The sequence below is a fragment of the Streptomyces cellostaticus genome (assembly GCF_001513965.1).
Classification (GTDB): Bacteria; Actinomycetota; Actinomycetes; order Streptomycetales; family Streptomycetaceae; genus Streptomyces; species Streptomyces cellostaticus.
Map to the genome: position 1 here is coordinate 88,211 of NZ_KQ948019.1, position 24,855 is coordinate 113,065.

Below are 24,855 nucleotides of genomic sequence, written 5' to 3' on the forward strand. Positions count from 1 at the left end.
ACTCCTTCGCTAGTCCGGCCCCATTCTGCCCTGCGGCCCGGCATCCGACTCAGCCGCCCTCACCGGCAGCGGATACGGCGGGGGAGTGCCGCCGAACTCCGGACAATGCGCCTGGTGGTCGCACCAGCCGCACAGCTTCGTCGGCCGGGGCCGCCACTCACCGGACTCCGTCGCCCGCTTGATCGCCTCCCACAACGCGAGCAGCTTGCGCTCCACCCGCTCCAGATCGGCCGGCACCGGGTCGTAGGTGAGCACGTCCCCGCTGCCGAGATACACCAGCTGAAGCCGCCGCGGCACGACCCTCTTCAACCGCCACACCACCAGGGCGTAGAACTTCATCTGGAACAGCGCACCCTCGGCATACTCCGGCCGCGGCGCCTTGCCCGTCTTGTAATCGACGATCCGCACCTCACCGGTGGGCGCCACATCCACCCGGTCGATGATCCCGCGCAGCCGCAGCCCCGACTCCAGCTCGGCCTCCACGAACAGCTCCCGCTCGGCCGGCTCCAGCCGCGACGGATCCTCCAGCGTGAACCAGCGCTCCACGAGCTGCTCCGCCTCACCGAGCCAGCGGGCGAGCCGCTCCCCGTCCGGATCGTCCGTGAACAACTCCGTGACCTCCGGCCTGCTCTCCCGCAGCCGGTCCCACTGCCCCGGGACCAGCGCCCTGGCCTGCGGCGCGGTCCGCTCCGCGGCCGGCGCGTCGAACAGCCGCTCAAGGACCGCGTGCACCAAGGTCCCCCTGGTCGCCGCCTCACTCGGCTTCTCCGGCAGCCGGTCGATCACCCGGAACCGGTACAGCAGCGGACACTGCATGAAGTCACTGGCGCGGGAGGGCGACAGCGAGGTGGGCGCGATGGCCACGCGCTCGTCCACCGGCCCGGCCGCACTGCTGGTGACGGTGGCTGCTCCCGCATCCGTCGGCGCCTCGCCCGCTTGTGTGGCCGCGTCCTCGCTGCTGCTGTCCATGACCACAGACCATACGGCCCGGCACTGACAGTGACCCAGCCGTCTGCTGCACCGACCGTGCGTCGGCCGGGCAAACACAAGGGGTGCCGGGGCGGAACGCGCCACCACGGCCGCATACCATCGACCACAGACCCTTCCGGCCGGCACGGCCCGGAAGACGCTTCGAACGAGGGGACACCGTGGACGTGAGCGGCGGGAGCGGGCAGCCGCGGTCCGGCAACGACGAGCAGGCCGAGCACCCCGCAACACCTACGGCCCCGGCGACCGGACCCACCGACCACCCCGGGCCAGAGCCCCACGACGCCCCAGCACCCCCCGAACACACCAAGCAGCCCGCAAGCCCGCCACCGACCACCGACAAGGAGCCGCGCACGGCAACCCGGAAGCCGACGACGACCGAGCCCGAGGGAGCCGACACTCCGGGGCCGGGGGCCGATGAGGATGCAGGAGCGGGGAGTCCTGGGTCGACGGGTGGGGAGTCCGGGGGAGCCGTGATCCCGGAGCCGTCGACGGGTGAGCCTGCGGGAGCCACCGCTCCGGGGCCGGAGGCCGACGGGGATGCAGGAGCGGGGAGTCCTGGGTCGACGGCCGGGAAGCCCAAGGGAGCCGCGAGCCCGCAGCCGTCGACCGGCGAGCCTGCGGGAGCCACCGCCCCGGGGCCGCGGGATGGCGAAGACGCACGCGCCGCGAGCCCGGAGCCGACGGCCGGTGAGCCCGCGGGAGCCGCGAAACCGGAGCCGGCAGTCGGCGAGCACGCGGGCGCGACCGGCCCGGAGCCGGCGGCCGCGCAGGACGCGTCGGGTGACCGGCCGGAGGCGAAGGCCGGCGAGGGTGTCCCCGGGGCGGGCAGCGGTTCGCAGTCCGGTGAGCATCGTTCCCTCGCCCACTCCGGTATCGCCAAGGGCGAACCACCGCAGCCCCGGCCCAAGGAACCCGGCGGCGGGCTGCTGATGGGCCGCCCCTTCGGCGTACCCGTGTACGTCGCTCCCAGCTGGTTCCTCGTCGCCGCCCTCATCACCTGGGTCTTCGGTGGCCAGCTCGACCGCGTACTGCCCGAACTGGGCGCCGCCCGCTACCTGGTGTCCCTCTTCTTCGCCGTCGCCTTCTACGCCTCCGTCCTCATCCACGAGCTGGCCCACACGGTCGCCGCGATCCGCTTCAAGCTCCCCGTCCGCCGCATCCAGCTCCAGTTCTTCGGCGGCGTCTCCGAGATCGAGAAGGAGGCCGAGACCCCGGGCCGGGAATTCGTCCTGGCCTTCGTCGGCCCCCTGCTCTCGCTCGTCCTCGCCGGGCTGTTCTACCTGGCCATGAAACCGGTCGAGCCCGACACCGTCCCCGGCGTCCTGCTGGCCGGCCTGATGATCTCCAACCTCATCGTCGCCATCTTCAACCTGCTGCCCGGCCTGCCCCTCGACGGCGGCCGCATGCTCCGCGCCGTCGTCTGGAAGATCACCGGCAAGCCCATGAGCGGCACCATCGCCGCCGCCTGGGTCGGCCGCGCCCTCGCCCTCTCCGTCCTGATCGGCCTCCCGCTGCTCAACCAGTCCGGCGCCCTCGGCAGCGGCAACGAGGACATCAGCGGCATGGACACCGTCACCGACGCCCTGCTCGCCGCCATCCTCGCCGCGATCATCTGGACCGGCGCCGGCAACAGCCTGCGCATGGCCCGCCTGCGCGAACACCTCCCCGAGCTGCGCGCCCGCACCCTCACCCGCCGCGCCGTCCCCGTAGAGACCGACACCCCGCTCTCCGAGGCCCTGCGCCGCGCCAACGCCGCCGGCGCCCGCGCCCTGGTCATCGTCGACGCCGACGGCAACCCCCTCTCCCTCGTCCGCGAGGCCGCCATCGTCGGTGTACCCGAGCACCGCCGCCCCTGGGTCGCCGTCAGCGGCCTCGCCCAGGACCTGACCGACGGCATGCGCGTCTCCGCCGAGCTGGCCGGAGAGGAACTGCTGGACACCCTGCGGGCCACCCCGGCCACCGAGTACCTCGTCGTCGAGGAGACCGGCGAGATCTACGGCGTCCTGTCCGCCGCCGACGTCGAGCGCGCCTTCGTGAAGGCCATGGCCAGGCCGTCGTAGTGGTCGGCGGCCCCCACAAACCCCGGTAGGCTGGTCACATGTCCGAACCGACCGGTGCCGCCCGCAGGCGCGGGCCCTTCAAGGTCGGGGACCAGGTTCAGCTGACCGACCCCAAGGGCCGCCACTACACGTTCACGCTCGAAGCCGGGAAGAACTTCCACACCCACAAGGGCTCCTTCCCGCACGACGAACTGATCGGCGCTCCCGAGGGCAGCGTTGTCCGCACCACCGGCAACGTCGCCTACCTCGCGCTGCGCCCCCTGCTCCCCGACTACGTCCTGTCCATGCCCCGCGGGGCAGCCGTCGTCTACCCCAAGGACGCGGGGCAGATCCTCGCCTTCGCCGACATCTTCCCCGGCGCCCGCGTCGTGGAGGCCGGCGTCGGCTCAGGCTCGCTCAGCAGCTTCCTGCTGCGCGCCATCGGCGACCAGGGCATGCTGCACTCCTACGAGCGCCGCGAGGACTTCGCCGAGATCGCCCAGCAGAACGTGGAACGCTACTTCGGCGGCCCGCACCCCGCCTGGCAGCTCACCGTCGGCGACCTCCAGGACAACCTGTCCGACGCCGACGTCGACCGCGTCATCCTCGACATGCTCGCCCCCTGGGAGTGCCTGGAGGCCGTCTCCAAGGCACTGGTCCCCGGCGGCATCCTGTGCTGCTACGTGGCCACCACCACCCAGCTCGCCCGGACCGTCGAGTCCATCCGGGAGATCGGCTGCTTCAACGAGCCGACCGCCTGGGAGACGATGATCCGCAACTGGCACATCGAGGGCCTGGCCGTCCGCCCGGACCACCGGATGATCGGCCACACCGGCTTCCTGCTCACCGCCCGCCGCCTCGCCGACGGCGTCGAGCCGCCCATGCGCCGCCGCCGCCCCGCCAAGGGCGCCTACGGCGACGACTACGCAGGACCCAACGCCGACGGCGGCACCGGCCGCTGACCGGCTCCCACTGAACACAACGCAAGGGCGCCGTGCCCGAGTTCCCCACCGACCCCGGGAACCCGGCCACGGCGTCCGTGCGTTGACGGGACACCAGGATGCGTACGCCCCCGCGCGCGTGCTCCGTGCCTGCGGAAATCCGTACCGACCCCGCCGTTCCCCCACCCTGTGACGTGTGGCACCATGCTGGCCACCCCCCCCACCGGCACAGCCCTCACAGGAGACACTCCTAGTGCAGCAATCCGCCGTTCCGGAGCTCGCCCACACGCACACCCGCCCCATCCACTGGGTCGCCACCGCCACGGCGGTCTCCGCCGTCGTGGCCCTGTCCTCCCTCGTCCAGCCCGGATCGGCCACAGCCGCCCAGCCGGCCCCCGGCACCCAGGTCAGATCGGCCCCCGCCGCCGTCGCGCCGCCCAGCACGACAGGCGTGGCCTTCCCCCTCCAATGCGGTCCGGTGAAGGCGGTGGTGGTGAAGAAGACGACCGGCGACCTGGACGGGGACGGCAGACCGGAAACCGTTGCCGTCGTGCACTGCAACGCCCCCATGGGCACCCCACCGGACGGCGTCTACGTCCTGACCCAGGGCACCGACGGCGGCAAGGCCCGCGTGGTCGCCACCCTCGTCGACCCCAAGGACCGGATCACCGTCACCGACTTCGCCCTGCACGCGCGGGCCGTCAGCGCCACCCTGCTCGGCTACTCCTCGGCCGACGTGCCCAGTTGCTGCCCCGACGTGAAAACCCCGGCCAAGTGGCAGTGGAACGGCAGCGCGTTCCTCCGCTCCACCCCGGCCGGGGCCCACAGCATCTGACCCACCGGGGCCCGACCCGGACTCACCCCGCGTCGGGCCCGTACACCTCGACCCTGTCCGAAACCCGGCGCACATGGATGCAGTCGCCGGGACACTCCTTCGCCGAGTCCACCACGTCCATGAGCAGCGGCAGCGGCACCGGCGTCGTCGCCCCCCTGTCCTGCAGCAGCTCGTCGTCCGCGCCCTTCACATAGGCCAGCCCGTCGATGTCCAGCTCGAACACCTCCGGGGCGTACTGGGCGCAGATCCCGTCGCCGGTACACAGGTCCTGGTCGATCCAGACCTCCAGCGCCTCGTCGCCCGGGGCCTCCTGCTGCACGGTCATCTCTCCTGCCGTCGGTTCGCCGGGCGGAGCCGTCGGCACCAAGGCCAGCCGGGTCCGCTCCAGCGGCTGTTGAACACCTCGACCCTACCTCCGACTGCATTCCGGCCGTCTTCGACGGCTACGGGGTTTCCACCCCCGCCCCCTCGGGTACAGGCGCCCGACCGGGGAGGGGAGCCCCACAGACCGGGGGCGAACACATCAAGCCACCCGATGGTGACACCGACCGCCCCGACCGTCGCTCTGCGTGATGATCGCGCGAGCGCCCTCAAGCCTGCCCGCGAACCGGCCGACCGGCCCGGAACGGACAACTCCGGCCACTCCTGAAGGGTTTTGACCGCCCCCGACAAGGAACAACCCGCTTCCGTATCACGTTCAGTGGGTATCCCCTCCGTGCGAGAGGGAGCGCACCGGGTGACCGACGACACACCTTGACAGTCTTTGTGATCTAGGGGTTTCAATCGACACCCACCCAGGTAGGGTCTGGAAGCGTCCAGCTCCCCTTGGAGGAGGTGAGGACCGTGGCAGCCCACGACGACGACATGAACCGCGGCATCCGCCCGGGACGAGGGTCCGACGACCCGGCCGGGCAGATCGCCTACCTTGAGCAGGAGATCGCCGTCCTGCGACGCAAGCTCGCCGACTCTCCGCGACACACGAGGATTCTCGAAGAGCGGATCGTCGAGCTGCAGACGAACCTGGCCGGCGTCTCCGCGCAGAACGAACGACTGGCCAACACCCTCCGCGAGGCCCGCGACCAGATCGTGGCCCTCAAGGAAGAGGTCGACCGCCTCGCCCAGCCGCCGGCCGGCTTCGGCGTCTTCCTGCAGGCCAACGACGACGGCACCGCCGACATCTTCACCGGCGGCCGCAAACTGCGGGTGAACGTCAGCCCGAGCGTCGAGGTCGACGACCTCAGGCGCGGCCAGGAAGTCATGCTCAACGAAGCGCTCAACGTGGTCGAAGCCATGGAATACGAGCGCGTCGGCGACATCGTCACCCTCAAGGAGATCCTCGAGGACGGCGAGCGCGCCCTCGTACTGGGGCACACCGACGAGGAACGGGTGGTACGGCTCGCCGAGCCGCTGCTGGACGTCACCATCCGCCCCGGCGACGCCCTCCTGCTCGAACCCCGCTCCGGCTACGTCTACGAGGTCGTCCCCAAGAGCGAGGTCGAAGAACTCGTCCTCGAAGAGGTCCCCGACATCGGCTACGAGCAGATCGGCGGCCTCGGCAACCAGATCGAGGCCATCCGCGACGCGGTCGAGCTGCCGTACCTCTACCCCGACCTCTTCAAGGAGCACGAGCTGCGCCCGCCCAAGGGCGTCCTGCTCTACGGGCCCCCCGGATGCGGCAAGACACTCATCGCCAAGGCCGTCGCCAACTCGCTGGCCAAGAAGGTCGCCGAGGTGACCGGCCAGGCCGCCGGCAAGAGCTTCTTCCTCAACATCAAGGGCCCCGAGCTGCTCAACAAGTACGTCGGCGAGACCGAGCGGCAGATCCGCCTCGTCTTCCAGCGTGCACGTGAGAAGGCCAGCGAGGGTACGCCCGTCATCGTCTTCTTCGACGAGATGGAGTCCCTGTTCCGCACGCGTGGCTCCGGTGTCAGCTCGGACGTGGAGAACACCATCGTCCCGCAGCTGCTCGCCGAGATCGACGGTGTGGAAGGCCTGCAGAACGTGGTCGTCATCGGCGCCTCCAACCGCGAGGACATGATCGACCCGGCCATCCTGCGCCCCGGCCGCCTGGACGTGAAGATCAAGATCGAGCGTCCGGACGCCGAAGCAGCCAAGGACATCTTCGGCAAGTACCTCACCGAGCGCCTCCCGCTGCACGCCGACGACCTCGGCGAACACGGCGGCAGCAAGGAAACGACCGTCCAGAGCATGATCCAGACGGCCGTCGAGCACATGTACGCCGAATCCGAGGAAAACCGCTTCCTGGAAGTCACCTACGCCAACGGCGACAAGGAAGTCCTCTACTTCAAGGACTTCAACTCCGGCGCCATGATCGAAAACATCGTGGGCCGCGCCAAGAAAATGGCGATCAAGGACTTCCTCGAGAAGAACCAGAAGGGCCTCCGCGTCTCCCACCTCCTCCAGGCCTGCGTGGACGAGTTCAAGGAGAACGAGGACCTGCCCAACACCACCAACCCCGACGACTGGGCCCGGATCTCCGGAAAGAAGGGCGAACGGATCGTCTACATCCGCACCCTCATCACCGGAAAGCAGGGCGCGGACACCGGACGCTCCATCGACACGGTGGCGAACACCGGACAGTACCTGTAAAAAGCAGGGCGGCTGCGGGTGCCCTCACCGGGTACCCGCAGCCGACTGTTTTTCCGGCCACGACCGGAGCAGGCAATGACGCAAATGATCTCCCCACCAGCGCAAAGGCGTTCTAGGCTCTTTCCTACCGCCGAGTCGCGCAGTGCGGGGACGGGCACCGCACACGCACCGGAGCACCAGCGGTACGTGAGCGGCGCCCACGACCGAGGGCGCCGCCGGGCAAGGAGGGCCGCATGACCGTACGGCGAGTAATGGGCATCGAGACGGAGTACGGCATCTCCGTCCCCGGCCACCCCAACGCCAATGCCATGCTCACCTCATCCCAGATCGTCAACGCCTACGCGGCGGCGATGCACCGGGCCCGCCGGGCCCGCTGGGACTTCGAGGAGGAGAACCCGCTGCGCGACGCACGAGGCTTTGACCTCGCCCGAGAGGCCGCCGACGCCAGCCAGCTCACCGACGAGGACATCGGCCTCGCCAACGTGATCCTCACCAACGGCGCACGCCTCTACGTCGACCACGCCCACCCCGAATACAGCGCCCCCGAGGTCACCAACCCCCGCGACGCCGTGCTCTGGGACAAGGCCGGCGAACGCATCATGGCCGAGGCCGCCGAACGGGCCGCCCAGCTCCCCGGCGCCCAGCAGATCCACCTCTACAAGAACAACACCGACAACAAGGGCGCCTCCTACGGCACACACGAGAACTACCTGATGAAGCGGGAGACCCCCTTCTCGGACATCGTGCGCCACCTCACCCCCTTCTTCGTCTCCCGCCAGGTCTTCGCCGGAGCCGGCCGCGTCGGCATCGGCCAGGACGGACACGAACACGGCTTCCAGCTCAGCCAGCGCGCCGACTACTTCGAGGTCGAGGTCGGCCTGGAAACCACCCTCAAGCGCCCGATCATCAACACCCGCGACGAGCCGCACGCCGACGCCGAGAAATACCGTCGCCTGCACGTGATCATCGGCGACGCCAACCTCTCCGAGATCTCGACCTACCTGAAACTGGGCACGACCGCCCTGGTCCTGTCCATGATCGAGGACGGCTTCATCGCCGTCGACCTGGCCGTTGACCAGCCCGTACGCACGCTCCACCAGGTCTCGCACGACCCGTCCCTCAAGCGCCTGGTCACCCTGCGCAGCGGCCGCACACTCACCGCCGTCCAGTTGCAGATGGAGTACTTCGAGCTGTCCCGCAAGTACGTCGAGGAACGCTTCGGAGCCGACGCCGACGAACAGACCAAGGACGTCCTCTCCCGCTGGGAGGACACCCTCAACCGGCTCGAGAACGACCCGATGAGCCTCGCCGGCGAACTGGACTGGGTCGCCAAGCGGGAACTGATGGAGGGCTACCGCCGCCGCGACGGCCTCGACTGGGACGCCGCGCGGCTCCACCTGGTCGACCTCCAGTACGCCGACGTGCGCGCCGAGAAGGGCCTCTACAACCGCCTGGCGGCCCGCGGACGCATGAAGCGGCTGCTGGACGAGTCCGAGGTCGACCGGGCCCGTACGAAGCCGCCGGAGGACACCCGGGCGTACTTCCGCGGCCGCTGCCTGGAGCAGTACGCGGACGACGTGGCCGCGGCGAGCTGGGACTCGGTGATTTTCGACCTCCCCGGCCGGGATTCGCTGCAGCGCGTTCCAACCCTGGAACCGCTACGCGGAACGCGAAATCACGTCAAGGAGCTGCTGGACCGCTGCCGCACCGCAGAAGACCTGGTCAGGGTCCTGTCAGGCGGCTGAGCGCGATCAGCGGGCACACGTACCGCCCCGGGCGGACAGGGTGGAAATCCCACCGCCCGGGAATCATCGAGGTGGCCCCCGCACGTTGTCGAAACTGCGGGGCCGATGTCGGACCCGGCTTGTAGGGTCTGATCATCACCGATCGGCAGGCGAACTGAGCGGGGTGAGGGTTATGGCAACCAAGGACACCGGCGGCGGCCAGCAGAAGGCGACGCGTTCCACCGAGGAGGTCGAGGAGCAGGCGCAGGACGCGCAGGCTTCGGAGGACCTGAAGGAGCGGCACGAGAAGCTGAGCGATGACGTGGACTCCGTCCTCGATGAAATCGATGATGTGCTCGAGGAGAACGCAGAGGATTTCGTTCGATCATTCGTTCAGAAGGGTGGAGAGTGATTTCTCCTTCGATTTGAAGGTGAAGTCGGGGGAGCCTTGGGGTGATCGAAGAGGCGAGGCTAAGGCGCTGCTCGCGGTGCAAGCAACACTTGCCGAGGGCAGCGTTCGCAAGCAACAAGTCCATGCCCGACGGCCTCCAGGCGTACTGCCGGGAGTGTTCCGCCGAGTACTACCGGCAGCGCCAGGAGGCCAAGGGCAAGAAGGTGCGGGAGAAGGTTTCCGTTCCACCGGGGCACAAGCGATGCCCGCAATGCGGCGATGTGAAGCCTCACTCCGAGTGGGAGCGGAACAAGTCCTCGGCGGACGGCTGGGCGAGCTACTGCCGCGCCTGCCGTGCGGAGCGCAACCGGGCCAGCTACTTCAAGCGCAAGTACGGTCTCACCGAAGTTGAGCGTGACGAGTTGATCGCTTCCCAAGGGGGCGTCTGTTGTATATGCCTGTCGGCCCCGGCCGCACATGTGGATCACTGCCACAAGACGGGTAGGGTCCGTGGCGTACTGTGCTTCAACTGCAATTCCGGCCTCGGCCTGTTGAGGGACGACCCCGACGCCGTACGCCGGGCCGCCGCCTATCTGGAAGGAAACTCGTGGAAGCCAATACTCGTGGCACCGGGCGTCTACCAGCTGCCTTCCTGACGCCTGGGTCCTCCTCCTTCATGGACTTCCTGTCGGAGCACCAGCCCGAGATGCTGCCCGGCAACCGGCAGCTGCCGCCCACTCAGGGCGTGATCGAGGCGCCGCACGGGACGACGATCGTCGCTGTCACCTTCCCCGGAGGGGTCGTGCTCGCCGGTGACCGTCGCGCGACCATGGGCAATATCATCGCCCAGCGGGACATCGAGAAGGTGTTCCCGGCGGACGAGTACTCGGCCGTCGGTATCGCCGGTACCGCCGGTCTGGCCGTCGAGATGGTCAAGCTCTTCCAGCTGGAGCTGGAGCACTTCGAGAAGGTCGAGGGTGCTCAGCTGTCGCTGGAGGGCAAGGCGAACCGGTTGTCGACCATGATCCGTTCCAACCTCGGCATGGCCATGCAGGGGCTGGCCGTGGTGCCCCTGTTCGCCGGGTTCGACGTGGACCGGGAGAAGGGGCGCATCTTCTCCTACGACGTCACGGGCGGCCGTTCCGAGGAGCACAACTTCGCGGCGACGGGTTCCGGCTCGATCTTCGCTCGCGGTGCCATGAAGAAGCTGTTCCGTGACGATCTGAGCGAGGAACAGGCCGCGACCCTGGTGGTCCAGGCCCTGTATGACGCGGCAGACGACGACTCGGCGACCGGTGGTCCCGATGTCGCCCGCCGGATCTACCCGATCATCACCGTGATCACCGAGGACGGTTTCCGCCGGCTCACCGAGGACGAGGCCTCCGGGCTGTCCCGGGCGGTGCTGCAGCGGCGTCTGGAGGAGCCCGACGGCCCCAAGGCCGCCCTGCTCTGAGCGCGGGCCGTTTCTTGTGAAGGTGATCCAGTGACCATGACAGAAAGGGACGGATAACCGGTGTCGACGCCGTTCTATGTCTCACCTCAGCAGGCCATGGCCGACCGGGCGGAGTACGCCCGCAAGGGCATCGCCCGGGGCCGCAGCCTGGTTGTGCTGCAGTATGCCGACGGCATCGTGTTCGTCGGCGAGAACCCGTCCCGTGCGCTGCACAAGTTCAGCGAGATCTATGACCGGATCGGCTTCGCGGCCGCCGGCAAGTACAACGAGTACGAGAATCTGCGGATCGGTGGCGTCCGCTACGCCGATCTGCGGGGCTACACCTACGACCGGGACGATGTGACCGCCCGCGGTCTCGCCAACGTCTACGCCCAGACCCTGGGCACGATCTTCTCCAGCGCCGCCGAGAAGCCGTACGAGGTGGAACTGGTCGTCGCCGAGGTGGGGGAGACCCCCGAGGGTGACCAGATCTACCGGCTGCCGCATGACGGATCCATCGTGGACGAGCACGGCTCGGTCGCGGTGGGCGGAAATGCCGAGCAGATCAGCAGCTTCCTGGATCAGCGTCACCAGGACGGCATGAGTCTCGCCGAGGCGCTGAAGCTGGCCGTACAGGCCCTGTCCCGTGACACCAACGGCAGCGAGCGGGAGATCCCCGCCGAGCGCCTGGAGGTCGCGGTGCTGGACCGTACGCGTCCGCAGAAGCGCAAGTTCAAGCGCGTCGTCGGCCGTCAGCTCTCCCGTCTCCTGGAGGCGGACGGTGCGGCCACCGAGGCGGAGAGCTCGGAGGACTCGGAGGAGTAGACCGGCCTCCATCCTGCTCTGCTGTGCCCCGACCGGTTCTCCGGCCGGGGCGCAGCGCGTTCAGGGGGTGCGAGGTGGTGCGGTGGAGCCCCGGACGACGAGTTCCACGGGGATGTCGCCCGCCTCGGGCTCCCGGCCTTCGAGGACCGCCAGCAGGGCTTCCATGCCGCGTTCCCCGAACAGTTCGGCGTCCAGTCGTACCGTCGTGAGTTCGGGGTCGAGGGCTGTGGCCAGGGCCAGGTCGTCCAGGCCGGTCACGGAGACGTCGTCCGGGACGCGCAGGCCGAGGCGGCGCAGGGCCTTGTAGGCGCCGGCGGCCAGTTTGTCGTCGTCGCAGACGATCGCCGTCGGGCGGGGGCCGGTCGCGGTGAGCGCGGCTTCGGTGGCTGCCAGGGCTCCCTCGATGGAGATCGGTGCAGGGGCCGTACGGATCTGTGTCCCCGGTACGGCGGCCAGGCGGGCGGCCAGTTCCCGGGCGCGCATCTCGAACGTCCAGGAGGGCACGTCGGCCGCGAGGTGCAGGATGTGGCGGTGGCCGAGGCCGAGCAGGTGTTCGGTGACTTGTCGGACGCCGTCGGCGATGTCCAGGTTCACTGTGGCCGCGCCGAGGCTGCCCTCCGGGTCGCTGTCGAGCATGACCAGCGGGAGTTGGTCGCCGCGGATGGCGGTGAGTGCGTCGGCAGCCATGGAGGAGGCGATGACGCCGTCCAGGGCGGCCTGGGCGGAGGCGAAGGGGTCGCGGGCCGGGCCGATGCCTTCGGGGGAGGGGTAGAGCACGACTCCGAAGCCGTGCCGGGCTGCGACGCGTGCCGCGCCGGTGTAGACGCCGGCGAAGAACTCGGTGGTCAGGGCCGGTACGACGAGCAGGACGGTGCGGGTGCGGCCGAGGCGTAGGTTGCGGGCGGCGAGGTTGGGCCGGTAGCCGAGCTCGCGTGCGGCTTCCCGGACCCGCTCGGCGGTGGTCTCCGAGACCCGGCCGCGCCATTTGTCGCCCAGCACGAGGGAGACGGCGGCCTGGGAGACTCCGGCCGCCTGGGCGACGTCACGGCTGGTCGGGCGCGTGCTGCTGCGTGCCACCGTGGGCCTGCTCCTTCGTCTGGACGTGTGAACAGCGCACATGGTACGTATGACGGGGGACGTTATACGTAACACTTGGAGGCAGGACATGGCCGCGGGATACCTGGAGATCCTCAGGGCGAGGCACGCGGCCCGCCTGCTGACCGGCACTCTGGTGGGCCGGCTGCCCAATGCGACCGCCGCGATCGCCCTGGTGCTGTTCGTCCGCGCCGAGGGTGGCACCTACAGCCTGGCGGGCGCGCTCGCGGCCGTGTACGGCGTCGCCAACGCCGTGGGCCAGCCCGTCCTCGGCCGGCTGGTGGATCTGTACGGGCAGCCGCGCGTGCAGCTGCCCGCGGCCGTCCTCTCCGCCCTCGCCATGACGGCCTTCGCCTTCTCGGGCACCGACCCGCTGCCGCTCGCGTATGCCGCCGTGGCGGCCGCCGGCCTGTTCACCCCGCCTCTGGAGGGCGGCCTGCGCGCCCTGTGGCCCTCCGTGCTGCGCCGCGAGGAGCAGGTGCACACGGCGTACGCCATGGACGCGGTCGCGCAGGAGATCATGTTCACCGTCGGACCGCTGCTGGTGACCCTGTGCGTGTCGCTGTGGTCGGAGCGGGCGGCCCTGCTGGTCCTGAACGCCGTCGGTGTCCTCGGGGCCCTCTCCGTGGTCCTCTCGCCGCCCTCGCGCGCGTGGCGTTCGGCGCCGCGTGAGGCGCACTGGCTGGGTGCCCTGCGCTCGCCCGGCCTGCTGGTGCTGCTCGGCGCCTTCCTGTTCATCGGCATCGCGCTCGGCTCCATCACGGTGGCCTCGGTGTCGTACGCCGACGCCCATGGCGGTGACGCGGTCTACGGCTGGCTGATGGCCGCGCTCGGTCTCGGTGCCCTGGCGGGCGGCACGGTGTACGGCGCGCGGCAGTGGAGCGGCACCCCGGAGCGGCGACTGCGTGTCCTGGTGGCGCTTCTGGCGGTGTGTTACCTGCCGTTGATGCTGATGCCGGGCGCGGTGGCCATGGTGCTGCTGACAGCGGTCTCCGGGGTCTTCCTCGCTCCGTGTATCGCCTGCGCGTTCATCATCGTCGACCGGCACGCGCCGAGCGGAACCGTCACCGAGGCGTTCTCCTGGCTTGTGACGACGTTCACGGTGGGCGCCTCGGTCGGAACGGGCCTGGCGGGCCCGGTCGTCCAGGGTGGTGGCGCCCTGTGGGGTTTCGCGCTGCCGGGTGCGGCGGGGGCCGTGTCCCTGCTGGTCCTGCTCGGCACCGGACGGGTCCTCGCAGCTCCCGCGTGGGGCGGGGTCGTTGCGGCTTCATCGGAAAATGATCCAAATCGTGCTGTCGAACCCCGTTTCAGCTCAGGGGATCGGGCGTAATGTTCAGTCATGGACCGCCGCATTTTCGGGCTGGAGAACGAGTACGGCGTCACGTGCACGTTCAGGGGACAGCGCCGCCTGTCGCCTGACGAGGTGGCGCGGTACCTCTTCCGCCGTGTCGTGTCATGGGGCCGCAGCAGTAATGTCTTTCTGCGCAACGGCGCCCGGCTCTATCTCGACGTGGGGTCACATCCGGAATACGCGACACCCGAATGTGACAACGTGACCGAGCTGGTCACCCACGACAAGGCCGGCGAGCGCATTCTCGAAGGACTCCTGGTGGACGCGGAACGACGCCTGCACGAGGAGGGAATCGCAGGCGACGTCTACCTCTTCAAGAACAACACCGACTCGGCGGGCAACTCCTACGGCTGCCACGAGAACTATCTGGTGGCCCGGCACGGGGAGTTCTCCCGGCTCGCGGACATCCTCATCCCCTTCCTGGTGACCAGGCAGCTGCTGTGCGGCGCGGGCAAGGTCCTGCAGACCCCGCGCGGCGCCGTCTACTGCGTCAGCCAGCGCGCGGAGCACATCTGGGAGGGCGTCTCCTCGGCGACGACCCGCTCCCGGCCCATCATCAACACCCGCGACGAACCGCACGCGGACGCCGAGCGTTACCGCCGGCTGCATGTCATCGTGGGCGACTCGAACATGTCCGAGACGACCATGCTGCTCAAGGTCGGTGCCACCGATCTGGTGCTGCGCATGATCGAGGCGGGCACCGTGATGCGTGACCTCACCCTGGAGAACCCGATCCGGGCGATCCGCGAGGTCAGCCATGACATCACCGGCCGGCGCAAGGTGCGTCTGGCCAGCGGCCGGGAGGCCTCCGCGCTGGAGGTGCAGCGCGAGTACTTCGACAAGGCCGTCGACTTCTGCGACCGCCGTGGCATCCGCACCGGCACGGTCGCGCAGGTCCTGGAGCTGTGGGGCCGTACGCTGGAGGCGATCGAGACCGAGGAACTCGACCGGATCGGCACCGAGATCGACTGGGTCATGAAGTACAAGCTCATCGAGCGGTACCGGGCCAAGCACAACATGACCATGTCCCATCCGCGGGTCGCTCAGATAGACCTCGCCTACCACGACATCCACCGTCGGCGTGGGCTGTACTACCTGCTGGAGAAGCGGGGCCAAGCCGCCCGGATCTGCAACGACTTGAAGATCTTCGAGGGCAAGTCGGTTCCCCCGCAGACCACTCGGGCGCGGCTGCGCGGCGACTTCATCCGCCGGGCACAGGAACAGCGCCGGGACTTCACGGTCGACTGGGTGCACCTCAAGCTCAATGACCAGGCACAGCGCACCGTGTTGTGCAAGGACCCGTTCCGTTCGGTGGACGATCGCGTGGAGAAGCTCATCGCCGGAATGTGACGAAGGCATGTGAGTCAAGCGTTTCCGCATCGAAATGCCGGAACGCCACACGGGCGCCGTACGTTTCCGGTACGGCGCCCTTCTCGCGTCGTAGAGTTGCGCGCACGCCAATCCGCAAGATCGACCGATTACGAGGCATCTCCGTGCGCCGACGCTCGCTTCTCCTCGCCGCCGTTCCCGCAGGACTGGTCACGCTCGCCGGGTGCGGCGACGGCAAGTCCGACTCCAGCAAGGCCAGCAAGTCCACGTCGGCCTCGGCGTCGGCCGCGCCCCCGCCCAAGATCGTGGACAGTCCGCTGCCGGCGATCACGGCGGGCACGAAGTTCGGCGAGAAGCCGACGGTCGCCAAGGGGCCGGGAGACCCGTCGAAGAACCTTGCGGTCAAGACGGCCATCCCGGGCAGCGGGCGCACGATCGCGGAGAACGACTTCATCCAGGCCAACTATCTGGGCCAGATCTGGAGCTCTGCCAAGGTCTTCGACAACTCCTACGACCGCCACCGTCCGCTGGTCATGCAGCTCGCCCAGGGCAGCATCATCGACGGCTGGCGGTACGCGCTCGCGGGCAAGAAGACCGGCAGCCGCGTGGAGATCGCCGTCCCGCCCACCTGGGGCTACGGCAAGGCGGGCAACCCGCAGGCGGGGATCAAGGGCACCGACACCCTCGTCTTCGTCATCGACCTGATCGAGTCCTTCAACTCCAAGAGCTCGTCCAAGGGCACGCCGGTCGCGCAGAGCGACGCAGCCCTGCCGAAGGTCGGCACCAACACCGACGGCAGCGAGCCCAAGATCACCATCCCGAAGTCCGACCCGCCGAAGAAGCTGGTGTCGAACTACGTCCTGGAGGGCGACGGCGCCGAGCTCAAGGCGGAGCAGACGATCCTGTGCCAGTTCAAGGGTGTGGTCTGGGACAGTGGCAAGACGTTTCAGCAGACGTATGACTCCGGGCGGCTCAGCCAGTTCTCGCTGGAGCAGATGCAGCAGGTCGTCAAGGGCCTGTCCCAGGGGCTGACCGGCAAGAAGGTGGGCAGCAGGGTCCTCGTCGTCGTACCGCCGGACCTGGGCTACGGCGACAACCCGCCGAGCGGGGGCGCCGTCAAGAAGGGTTCCACGCTGGTGTTCTCGGTGGATGTCCTTGCCGCGATGTAGCAGGTGCTGCCGTCGCGATCCGGCAGGCGGCAGGCCTGCGAGGATGACAGACTGTCCGTGTTTCGTGTCGTACACAAGCAGGAGCTTTTGACGTGAACATCGACAAGCCCGAGATCGACTTCCCGGGCGGCCAGCCGCCGGCGGACCTTGAGATCAAGGACATCTGGGAGGGCGACGGCGAGGTGGCGCAGGCGGGCCAGACCGTCACCGTCCACTACGTCGGCGTGGCCTTCAGCACGGGCGAGGAGTTCGACGCCAGCTGGAACCGCGGTACCCCGTTCCGCTTCCCGCTGGGTGGGGGCCGTGTCATCAAGGGCTGGGACCTCGGTGTGCAGGGCATGAAGGTCGGCGGCCGCCGCCAGCTGACCATCCCGGCCCACCTCGCCTACGGCAACCAGAGCCCGACCCCGGCGATCAAGCGCGGCGAGACCCTGATCTTCGTCGTGGACCTGGTCGCGGTCTGATCGTCGTACGGCCTGCTGACGGGATCCGACCGGACCCGATCACCTGGGGCCCATGCCTGTCCGGGCATGGGCCCTCGGCTTTGCCACGCCACTGCGGGGCGGTACGGTCATCGTCCGGAAGCACCATGAGGAAGGTGAAGGGCGTCGATGGCCATTGCCAAGGCCGAGCGGCTGATGAACCTCGCGCTGTGTCTGCTCGGGACGCGGCGGCCGCTCAGCAAGCGCGAGCTGCGCGAGTCCATCGAGGCCTACCTGGAGGCCGGCTCGGACGACTCCTTCAACCGGATGTTCGAGCGGGACAAGGACGACCTGCGCGAGCTGGGTCTGGTCATCGCGACGGTGGAGAACCTCGACGGCGAGGTCGGCTATCTCGCCCGCCGCGACAGCAACCGCCTGCCTCCCATCACCCTGGACGCCGAGGAGGCCGCCGCCCTGGGCCTGGCCGCCAAGGTCTGGCAGCAGGCCCGGCTGGCCGGCGCGGCCAGCGGCGCCCTGCAGAAGCTGCGTGCGGCCGGACTGCCCGAGGACGTCGACCCGTACGAGGCGCACGGCGCCCTCGAACCCCGCATCCCTGTGCACGAGGCAGCCTTCGAGCCGCTGATGCTGGCCTGCCGCGACCGCCGGCCCGTCGTCTTCGACTACCGCAAGGCCTCCGCCGCCCACCCCGAGACCCGGCATGTCGAGCCGTGGGCCCTCGAGTGCTGGCGCGGGCACTGGTACCTGGCCGGCTGGGACCGTGACCGGGGCGCCGAGCGCGTCTTCCGGCTCTCCCGGATCACCGGAAGGGTCCGCTCGCGCGGTACGGGCTTCACCGTTTCCGTGCCCGACGTCGTCACCGTGCGCGAGACCGTGGCCGGCTGGGCGGGCGAGATCGCCGACCGTTCGGCGCTGATCCGGCTGCGTGCCGGTGCCGGTTACCCCCTTCGGGCGAAGGCCACCGAGGTCCGGGAACTCGGCGATGGCTGGGACGAGTTGGAAATTCCGTACGGGCACGGTCTGGACGCCTGGCTGGTGGAGTTCGGGCCGGACGTGGTGGTCCTGGAGCCGGCCGAGCTGCGGGCCGACGTGGTGGACCGGCTGCGTGCCGTGGCCAAGGGCTGAGGGGGAGCGGAGCAGGACTATGGCAGGCAAACCGGTCAGGCCCGTGAACGCCATCGACCAGACCCGGCGGATGCTCTCCCTGGTGACCTACCTCAGGGAGCGCCCCGGCGCCCGGATCGCCGATGTCGCGCGCGCCTTCGGCATCACCGAGGACGAGCTGGTCTCCGACCTCGATCTGCTGCCCATGTGCGGCACCAGCTTCCGCGGCGGCGATCTGCTGGACATCGACACCGACGGCGAGCGCATCTGGTGGCACAACGCGGCCGCGCTCGGTGAGGAGGCGGCCGAGCCGCTGCGGCTCGCGGCCGACGAGGCCACCGCCCTGCTGGTGGCCGCCCGCGCGGTCTCGACGCTGCCGGGCCTGAGGGAGGGCGACCGGCAGGCGCTGCTGCGGGCGACCGCCAAGGTGGAGACCGCGGCCGGAGAGGCGGCGGGCGCCAGCTCCCGGCTCTCGGTGACCTTCGAGTCCGAGGGCGGTGTCTTCGCCGACGTCGACCGGGCGATCGCCGAGCGCCGCCGGCTGTGGATCCGCTACTACTCGCCGGCGCGTGACGAGGTCACCGAGCGCGAGATCGACCCCATCCGCCTGGTCAGCGTCGGGCACACCTACGTCGAGGCCTGGTGCCGCCGCTCGGAGGCGCGTCGCACCTTCCGGCTCGACCGGGTCGCCGAGATCAGGATCCTGGACGAGCCGTCCGCGCCGCCGGAGATCGAGCTGCGGGACCTGTCCGAGGCCCTGGTGCAGCCGGCCGCCGAGGACCCGGAGGTCGTGATCGAGGTCGGCCCGGGCGGCCGCTGGGTGGCCGAGTACTACCCGCACGACAGCGCCGATGAGCTTCCCGACGGCGGGCTGCGTATCACTCTGCGCACCCCCGATCCGGCCTCCCTCAGGCGGCTGGCGCTGCGGCTCGGCCGCGACGGCCGGATCGTCTCGCCGCCCGAGCTGGCCGACAGCGCCCGGCGGGCGGCCGGCGAGGCACTGGCGGCGTACGACACAGCGGCGGGCGCGGTGCGCCGTGGGGACGACGGGCAGGAGTGAGCCGCCGGGGCCGTGGCGCCCCGAAGGCGAACGACCAGAGAGCGAGGAGCGAGGGCTGTGAGCGAGTCTCCGGTGTCCGGTGCGAGGGAAATGACGGTGGCGGCCGCCTTCGCTGGGATGAAGAGAGTGGTCCCCGTGGTGTTCAAGGCGGGCTGCCCGGACTGCCGGGGCCGCTTCGAACTCGCCGCGAGCGCTCTGCGCCTGGCCATCGGCGCCAGCAGCCGGACGACCTTCTACTCCTTCACCTGCCCCGAGTGCGGCGCCTCCGTCCGCAAGCCAGCCGGGGAGCGCATCGTCGAGCTGCTCACCGGCGGCGGCGTCAGGACCCTGCGGCTGCACTCCACGGTCTAGGACGGTCTAGGCTCGACGTCATGTTCTGGCCGATGTTCGCGGTAGCCGTGGGTTTCCTGGGTCTCGCCGTCCTGGGGGTGCTGGCCGTCCGGGTCTTTCTGGAGGCGCGGCGCCTCGGACAGCAGGTCGCCGACTCCGCGCGCCGTATCAACCGGGCGGCCGAGGACCTGGAGCGGGCGGCCGTGAGCGCGGCCCGGACTGTGGACTCGCTGTGAGAATTGCCGAAGAGTGTCCGTGAGACCCGAGTGGCATGCGCTTTGGGTCACTTCGCCCTGTCACCTTGCCCACCCGGCCAGGTACGCTGCTGGTCGCGGCCCGGAGAACGAGGCGCGGTCCGCAGAGCAGGAGTACGCACGGGGATTGTCTCGCATTCACCCCAGGGCGTTACGATCGCTGCCAGCACGATGGTCGGACACATGTCCGACCGGTCGGACAAGCCCCGCCGCCCCGCCTCAGTGAGAAGGTGAAGACATATGTTCCGCAACGCACTTGAGCCGTGGCACTTGGTGCTCCTGGTTCTGGTGATCGTTCTCGTGTTCGGCTCCAAGAAGCTTCCGGACATGGCGCGGTCGCTCGGCAAGTCTGCGCGCATCCTGAAGAGCGAGGCCAAGGCGATGAAGGACGACGGCGGCAAGCCGGCCGCCCCTGCTCAGCAGCCGGAAGAGCAGTCCCAGGCCCAGCGCACCATCCAGGCCGCCCCCGGCGATGTGACCAGCTCCCGGCCGGTCAACGAGCCGACGGACACGACGACCCAGCGCTGACGCGAGGACCGGAGCTCCGGTCCACTGCACGAGATGAGGATGTGGGTTGCTCAAGTCTGCCCGCAAGAAGGAGAGGGATCCCGAGGGGCGGATGCCGCTCGCGGATCACTTGCGTGAGCTGCGCAACCGGCTCGCGAAGGGTGTCCTGGCAATCCTTGTCGTCACGGTGGTGGCGGCCTTCTTCTACAAGGACATCATCAACTTCATCACCAAGCCGGTGCTGGACTCGATCGGCTGCTCGCAGTCCTTCGGGCAGTTGGCCAAGTCCAAGGATGTCCACTGTGCGCACATCACGGTCAGCGGCCTGCTGGCGCCGTTCACACTGGCCCTGAAGGTCGCGCTGACCGCCGGCGTCGTGCTGGCGGCACCGGTCTGGCTCTACCAGCTGTGGGCTTTCGTCGCGCCCGGCCTGCACCGCCACGAGAAGAAGTACGCCTACGCGTTCGTCGGGTTCGGCTTCCCGCTCTTCCTCGGCGGCGGCTACCTCGCCTTCAACGTGCTGCCTGCCACGGCGAAGGTGCTGATCGACCTGACGCCCGGCAGTGCGGAGAACCTGCTGCCGCTGGACGACCTGCTCGACCTGGTCACGCGCATGGTCGTGGTCTTCGGCCTCGCCTTCGAGATGCCGCTGCTGCTGATCATGCTCAACCTCACCGGCGTCCTGTCCGGGCAGCGCATGCTCGGCTGGTGGCGCGGCATGATCGTCGGCATCGCCGCCTTCGCGGCCGTGGCCACGCCCAGCCCCGACCCGGGAACGATGCTGGCGCTGGCGGCGCCGATCTGGGCACTGTTCTTCGTCGCCGTGGCCGTCTCGCTGATCAACGACCGCCGCCGGGCCCGCCGAGAGGATCAGCTTGCGGACGACGAGGCCTCCGAGCTGGACCTCACCCCGGAGGAGGTCGGCGAGGTGGAGGCCGTGGCCGCGAGCAGCGCCCCCGAGCTGCCGGGCACGGACCGGGTCAACGGGTACGACGACGTGACCTGAGCCGGCCGCACCGCTCACCGAGCTGCCACGCGATGCCCCCGTCCCCGCGGACGGGGGCATCCGCCGTTGTGGCGCGCCCCGCGATCCGTTGTTGCGCCACCCACGATCCGGATAATGATCGTCCTGTTGTCAGTGCGGCCCGGTACGCTCGAAAGCACGATGACAGAGGACCTCTCACCGGCCGAGCGGTACGCGGCAGCCCGGAGGCGGGCAGCCGAGCAGGCCACCGCGCTCGCATCCTTCCGCGAGATGTACGACTTCGGCCTCGACCCCTTCCAGATCGAGGCCTGCCAGGCACTCGAAACCGGGAAGGGCGTGCTGGTGGCCGCCCCCACCGGCTCGGGCAAGACGATCGTGGGCGAGTTCGCCGTCCACCTCGCCCTCATGCAGGGCAGGAAGTGCTTCTACACGACACCCATCAAGGCGCTGTCGAACCAGAAGTACGCCGACCTGTGCCGTCGCTACGGGGACGGCATGGTCGGCCTGCTCACCGGGGACAACAGCATCAACTCCGACGCCCCGGTGGTCGTGATGACCACCGAGGTCCTGCGGAACATGCTCTACGCCGGCTCGCAGACCCTCCTCGGCCTCGGCTACGTGGTCATGGACGAGGTGCACTACCTCTCCGACCGCTTCCGCGGAGCCGTCTGGGAGGAAGTGATCATCCACCTGCCGGAGTCGGTGACCCTGGTGTCGCTGTCCGCGACCGTGTCCAACGCCGAGGAGTTCGGTGACTGGCTGGACACCGTCCGTGGCGACACCGAGGTGATCGTCTCCGAGCACCGGCCCGTCCCGCTGTTCCAGCACGTGCTCGCCGGGCGCCGGATGTACGACCTGTTCGAGGAGGGCGAGGGCCACAAGAAGGCCGTCAACCCCGACCTCGCCCGCCTCGCCCGCATGGAGGCGACCCGGCCCTCGTACCAGGACCGCCGGCGCGGCCGCGCGATGCGCGAGGCCGACCGGGAGCGGGAGCGCAGACAGCGCTCGCGGGTGTGGACCCCGGGCCGCCCCGAGGTCATCGAGCGGCTCGACTCCGAGGGCCTGCTGCCGGCCATCACCTTCATCTTCAGCCGCGCCGCCTGCGAGGCCGCCGTCCAGCAGTGCCTGTACGCGGGGCTGAGACTCAACGACGAGGAGGCGCGGGAACAGGTCCGCGCGCTGGTCGAGGAGCGTACCTCGGCCATCCCGTCCGAGGACCTGCACGTCCTTGGCTACTACGAGTGGCTGGAGGGCCTGGAGCGCGGCATCGCCGCCCACCACGCGGGCATGCTGCCGACCTTCAAGGAGGTCGTCGAGGAACTGTTCGTGCGCGGACTGGTCAAGGCCGTGTTCGCGACCGAGACCCTCGCGCTCGGCATCAACATGCCCGCCCGCTCGGTGGTGCTGGAAAAGCTCGTCAAGTGGAACGGCGAACAGCACGCCGACATCACCCCCGGCGAGTACACCCAGCTCACCGGCCGGGCCGGCCGGCGTGGCATCGACGTCGAGGGGCACGCGGTCGTGCTCTGGCAGCGCGGCATCAGCCCCGAGCACCTGGCCGGTCTCGCGGGCACGCGCACGTACCCGCTGCGCTCCAGCTTCAAGCCGTCGTACAACATGGCGGTCAACCTGGTCGAGCAGTTCGGCCGGCACCGCTCGCGCGAGCTGCTGGAGACCTCCTTCGCTCAGTTCCAGGCCGACAAGTCGGTCGTCGGGATCTCCCGGCAGGTGCAGCGCAACGAGGAGGGCCTGGAGGGCTACAAGGCCTCCATGACCTGCCACCTCGGCGACTTCGAGGAGTACGCGCGGCTGCGCCGCGAGCTGAAGGACCGCGAGACCGAGCTGGCCCGGCAGGGCGCGAACCAGCGCCGCAGCGAGGCCGCCGTCGCCCTGGAGCGGCTCAAGCCGGGCGACGTCATCCACGTCCCCACCGGCAAGTACGCGGGCCTCGCCCTGGTCCTCGACCCCGGCCTGCCCGCCGGCCGCTCCAACGGACACCGCGGCTTCGACCACCACGACGGTCCCCGCCCCCTGGTGCTGACCGCCGAACGGCAGGTCAAGCGGCTGGCGTCGATGGACTTCCCGGTGCCGGTCGAGGCGCTGGACCGGATGCGGATCCCGAAGAGCTTCAACCCGCGCTCCCCGCAGTCCCGCCGGGACCTCGCCTCCGCGCTGCGCACCAAGGCCGGGCACATCCCGCCGGAGCGGGCCCGCAAGAAGCGGTCGCAGGCCGCCGACGACCGCGAGATCGCCCGGCTGCGCACGGCGATCCGGGCCCACCCCTGCCACGGCTGCAACGACCGCGAGGACCACGCCCGTTGGGCCGAGCGCTACCACCGCCTGCTGCGTGACACCTCGCAGCTGGAGCGCCGTATCGAGGGCCGTACGAACACCATCGCGCGGACCTTCGACCGGATCGTGGCGCTGCTGACCGAACTGGACTACCTGCGCGGCGACGAGGTCACCGAACACGGCAAGCGGCTCGCCCGGCTCTACGGCGAACTCGACCTGCTGGCCAGCGAATGCCTGCGCGAGGGCGTCTGGGAGGGCCTCGGCCCGGCCGAACTCGCGGCCTGCGTCTCGGCGTTGGTGTACGAGGCGCGGGTCGGCGACGACGCCATGGCGCCCAAGCTGCCCTCCGGCAAGGCGAAGGCCGCGCTCGGCGAGATGGTCCGGATCTGGGGCCGGCTGGACGCTCTGGAGGAGGATTTCCGGATCAACCAGACCGAGGGCGTCGGCCAGCGCGAGCCGGACCTCGGCTTCGCCTGGGCCGCCTACATGTGGGCCTCCGGCAAGGGGCTGGACGAGGTGCTGCGCGAGGCGGAGATGCCGGCGGGCGACTTCGTGCGCTGGTGCAAGCAGGTCATCGACGTCCTCGGGCAGATCTCGGCGGCTTCTCCTGTGGAGGGCTCGACCGTGGCGAAGGCTGCGCGTAAGGCCGTTGACGCGTTGCTCCGGGGAGTGGTCGCCTACTCGTCCGTGGGGTGAGGTTGTCGGTCGGGTGCGGGCGGCGTGGGCCTGGCTGACGCCGCCGCGCTGCCGATGGCCGGGTGCGCGAGCGCGGCTCCCTGCTGGGACGCAGAGCGCTCATCATCGGGGCGTCCGGCAGGGCCGGGCGGAGATCTGCAGAAGTATGGGCTGAGCCCCCGGTGAGCCCGCCGTCCTGCCGCCCGGAATGGCAGGGTTTGCGGCCGCCGGTCGATGAGGCGTGCGACGCCCTGTTCGCGCGGAAGGTGGCCGGCAAGGCCCTCCTGGACGTCCAAGGCCTCAGTGTTCGGGATATGCCGGCACGGCCGGAGCATCCGGGGACGGCTGGAGCCTTCATTCACTCATCACGGTGAGTTACTTTCGTGCGGCCGTTCGCCGTCACGCGCCGTGTTCGAATGATTTCCGAGCGTGCAAATAAAGCCGAGCGTACTCCTGTTGCGTGGGCGATTTCAGGTG

23 protein-coding genes are annotated in these 24,855 nt (G+C 69.7%); 20 read left to right on the top strand and 3 right to left on the bottom strand.

Annotated features, from left to right (window positions below):
- Positions 1-9: 9 nt before the first annotated feature.
- Entirely contained in the window at positions 10-969 is a 960-nt protein-coding gene (locus AQI88_RS11905) for a RecB family exonuclease (protein WP_066996372.1), read from the bottom strand.
- Positions 970-1,460: 491 nt separating this feature from the next.
- Here AQI88_RS11905 and AQI88_RS42925 point away from each other — a divergent pair, with 491 nt between their 5' ends.
- From AQI88_RS42925 to AQI88_RS11920, 3 genes are all read left to right on the top strand, one after another.
- A complete protein-coding gene (locus tag AQI88_RS42925) occupies positions 1,461-3,050 on the top strand; it encodes a site-2 protease family protein (protein ID WP_425264566.1) in 1,590 nt (529 codons plus the stop codon).
- A 38-nt stretch (positions 3,051-3,088) separates the two neighbouring features.
- Entirely contained in the window at positions 3,089-3,991 is a 903-nt protein-coding gene (locus AQI88_RS11915; RefSeq protein WP_066996378.1) for a tRNA (adenine-N1)-methyltransferase, read from the top strand.
- A 232-nt stretch (positions 3,992-4,223) separates the two neighbouring features.
- Positions 4,224-4,805, top strand: a complete 582-nt coding sequence (locus AQI88_RS11920; RefSeq protein WP_066996381.1) for a hypothetical protein — start codon at positions 4,224-4,226, stop codon at positions 4,803-4,805.
- A 22-nt stretch (positions 4,806-4,827) separates the two neighbouring features.
- On the opposite strand, the gene AQI88_RS11925 is transcribed toward AQI88_RS11920, so the two are convergent.
- Positions 4,828-5,130, bottom strand: coding sequence for a ferredoxin (locus tag AQI88_RS11925; RefSeq protein ID WP_066996384.1), 303 nt, complete (start codon positions 5,128-5,130; stop codon positions 4,828-4,830).
- 518 nt (positions 5,131-5,648) lie between these two features.
- Here AQI88_RS11925 and arc point away from each other — a divergent pair.
- The 6 genes from arc to prcA all read left to right on the top strand — a co-directional run bounded on the left by arc (position 5,649) and on the right by prcA (position 11,787).
- Positions 5,649-7,415: a proteasome ATPase gene (arc, locus tag AQI88_RS11930; protein ID WP_066996387.1), complete on the top strand. Its 1,767-nt coding sequence runs from the start codon at positions 5,649-5,651 to the stop codon at positions 7,413-7,415.
- Between the two features lie 233 nt (positions 7,416-7,648).
- On the top strand, positions 7,649-9,160 hold the full coding sequence (gene dop / locus AQI88_RS11935; protein ID WP_341849518.1) for a depupylase/deamidase Dop: 1,512 nt from the start codon (positions 7,649-7,651) through the stop codon (positions 9,158-9,160).
- Between the two features lie 172 nt (positions 9,161-9,332).
- Positions 9,333-9,551 (top strand): ubiquitin-like protein Pup, encoded by a 219-nt coding sequence (locus AQI88_RS11940; protein WP_020939002.1) that lies wholly within the window; start codon positions 9,333-9,335, stop codon positions 9,549-9,551.
- A gap of 122 nt (positions 9,552-9,673) precedes the next feature.
- Positions 9,674-10,186, top strand: a complete 513-nt coding sequence (locus AQI88_RS42935) for an endonuclease VII domain-containing protein (RefSeq protein ID WP_079057527.1) — start codon at positions 9,674-9,676, stop codon at positions 10,184-10,186.
- Entirely contained in the window at positions 10,138-10,983 is an 846-nt protein-coding gene (gene prcB / locus AQI88_RS11945) for a proteasome subunit beta (RefSeq protein ID WP_066996393.1), read from the top strand. The genes AQI88_RS42935 and prcB overlap by 49 nt, the downstream gene beginning before the upstream one ends.
- Before the next feature lie 60 nt (positions 10,984-11,043).
- Positions 11,044-11,787: a proteasome subunit alpha gene (gene prcA, locus AQI88_RS11950; protein ID WP_066996396.1), complete on the top strand. Its 744-nt coding sequence runs from the start codon at positions 11,044-11,046 to the stop codon at positions 11,785-11,787.
- A gap of 60 nt (positions 11,788-11,847) precedes the next feature.
- Here the strand turns inward: prcA and AQI88_RS11955 are convergent, their stop codons facing one another.
- The gene (locus AQI88_RS11955) at positions 11,848-12,864 is read right to left on the bottom strand and encodes a LacI family DNA-binding transcriptional regulator (protein WP_066996399.1); all 1,017 of its coding nucleotides are present in this window, start codon (positions 12,862-12,864) and stop codon (positions 11,848-11,850) included.
- An 88-nt stretch (positions 12,865-12,952) separates the two neighbouring features.
- Between AQI88_RS11955 and AQI88_RS11960 the strand changes: the two genes are divergently transcribed.
- The 11 genes from AQI88_RS11960 (at position 12,953) to AQI88_RS12010 (ending at position 24,399) form a co-directional block, all read left to right on the top strand.
- Complete coding sequence (locus AQI88_RS11960) at positions 12,953-14,212, top strand: MFS transporter (protein WP_066996402.1); 1,260 nt, start codon at positions 12,953-12,955, stop codon at positions 14,210-14,212.
- 9 nt (positions 14,213-14,221) lie between these two features.
- A complete protein-coding gene (pafA, locus tag AQI88_RS11965; RefSeq protein WP_066996405.1) occupies positions 14,222-15,583 on the top strand; it encodes a Pup--protein ligase in 1,362 nt (453 codons plus the stop codon).
- 143 nt (positions 15,584-15,726) lie between these two features.
- The gene (locus AQI88_RS11970) at positions 15,727-16,731 is read left to right on the top strand and encodes an FKBP-type peptidyl-prolyl cis-trans isomerase (protein WP_066996408.1); all 1,005 of its coding nucleotides are present in this window, start codon (positions 15,727-15,729) and stop codon (positions 16,729-16,731) included.
- A gap of 92 nt (positions 16,732-16,823) precedes the next feature.
- Positions 16,824-17,195 carry an FKBP-type peptidyl-prolyl cis-trans isomerase gene (locus AQI88_RS11975; protein ID WP_066996411.1) on the top strand — a complete coding sequence of 124 codons (372 nt, stop codon included), beginning with the start codon at positions 16,824-16,826 and terminating at the stop codon, positions 17,193-17,195.
- Positions 17,196-17,342: 147 nt separating this feature from the next.
- Entirely contained in the window at positions 17,343-18,296 is a 954-nt protein-coding gene (locus AQI88_RS11980; protein WP_066996414.1) for a helix-turn-helix transcriptional regulator, read from the top strand.
- A 19-nt stretch (positions 18,297-18,315) separates the two neighbouring features.
- On the top strand, positions 18,316-19,335 hold the full coding sequence (locus tag AQI88_RS11985) for a helix-turn-helix transcriptional regulator (RefSeq protein ID WP_066996417.1): 1,020 nt from the start codon (positions 18,316-18,318) through the stop codon (positions 19,333-19,335).
- Positions 19,336-19,392: 57 nt separating this feature from the next.
- Entirely contained in the window at positions 19,393-19,686 is a 294-nt protein-coding gene (locus tag AQI88_RS11990; RefSeq protein WP_208615764.1) for a hypothetical protein, read from the top strand.
- 20 nt (positions 19,687-19,706) lie between these two features.
- Complete coding sequence (locus AQI88_RS11995) at positions 19,707-19,901, top strand: hypothetical protein (RefSeq protein ID WP_066996422.1); 195 nt, start codon at positions 19,707-19,709, stop codon at positions 19,899-19,901.
- Positions 19,902-20,159: 258 nt separating this feature from the next.
- Positions 20,160-20,447: a Sec-independent protein translocase subunit TatA gene (tatA, locus tag AQI88_RS12000; protein WP_066996425.1), complete on the top strand. Its 288-nt coding sequence runs from the start codon at positions 20,160-20,162 to the stop codon at positions 20,445-20,447.
- A 46-nt stretch (positions 20,448-20,493) separates the two neighbouring features.
- Positions 20,494-21,432 (top strand): twin-arginine translocase subunit TatC, encoded by a 939-nt coding sequence (gene tatC / locus AQI88_RS12005; protein WP_208615765.1) that lies wholly within the window; start codon positions 20,494-20,496, stop codon positions 21,430-21,432.
- A gap of 114 nt (positions 21,433-21,546) precedes the next feature.
- Positions 21,547-24,399: a DEAD/DEAH box helicase gene (locus AQI88_RS12010; protein WP_066996431.1), complete on the top strand. Its 2,853-nt coding sequence runs from the start codon at positions 21,547-21,549 to the stop codon at positions 24,397-24,399.
- Positions 24,400-24,855 lie beyond the last annotated feature (456 nt).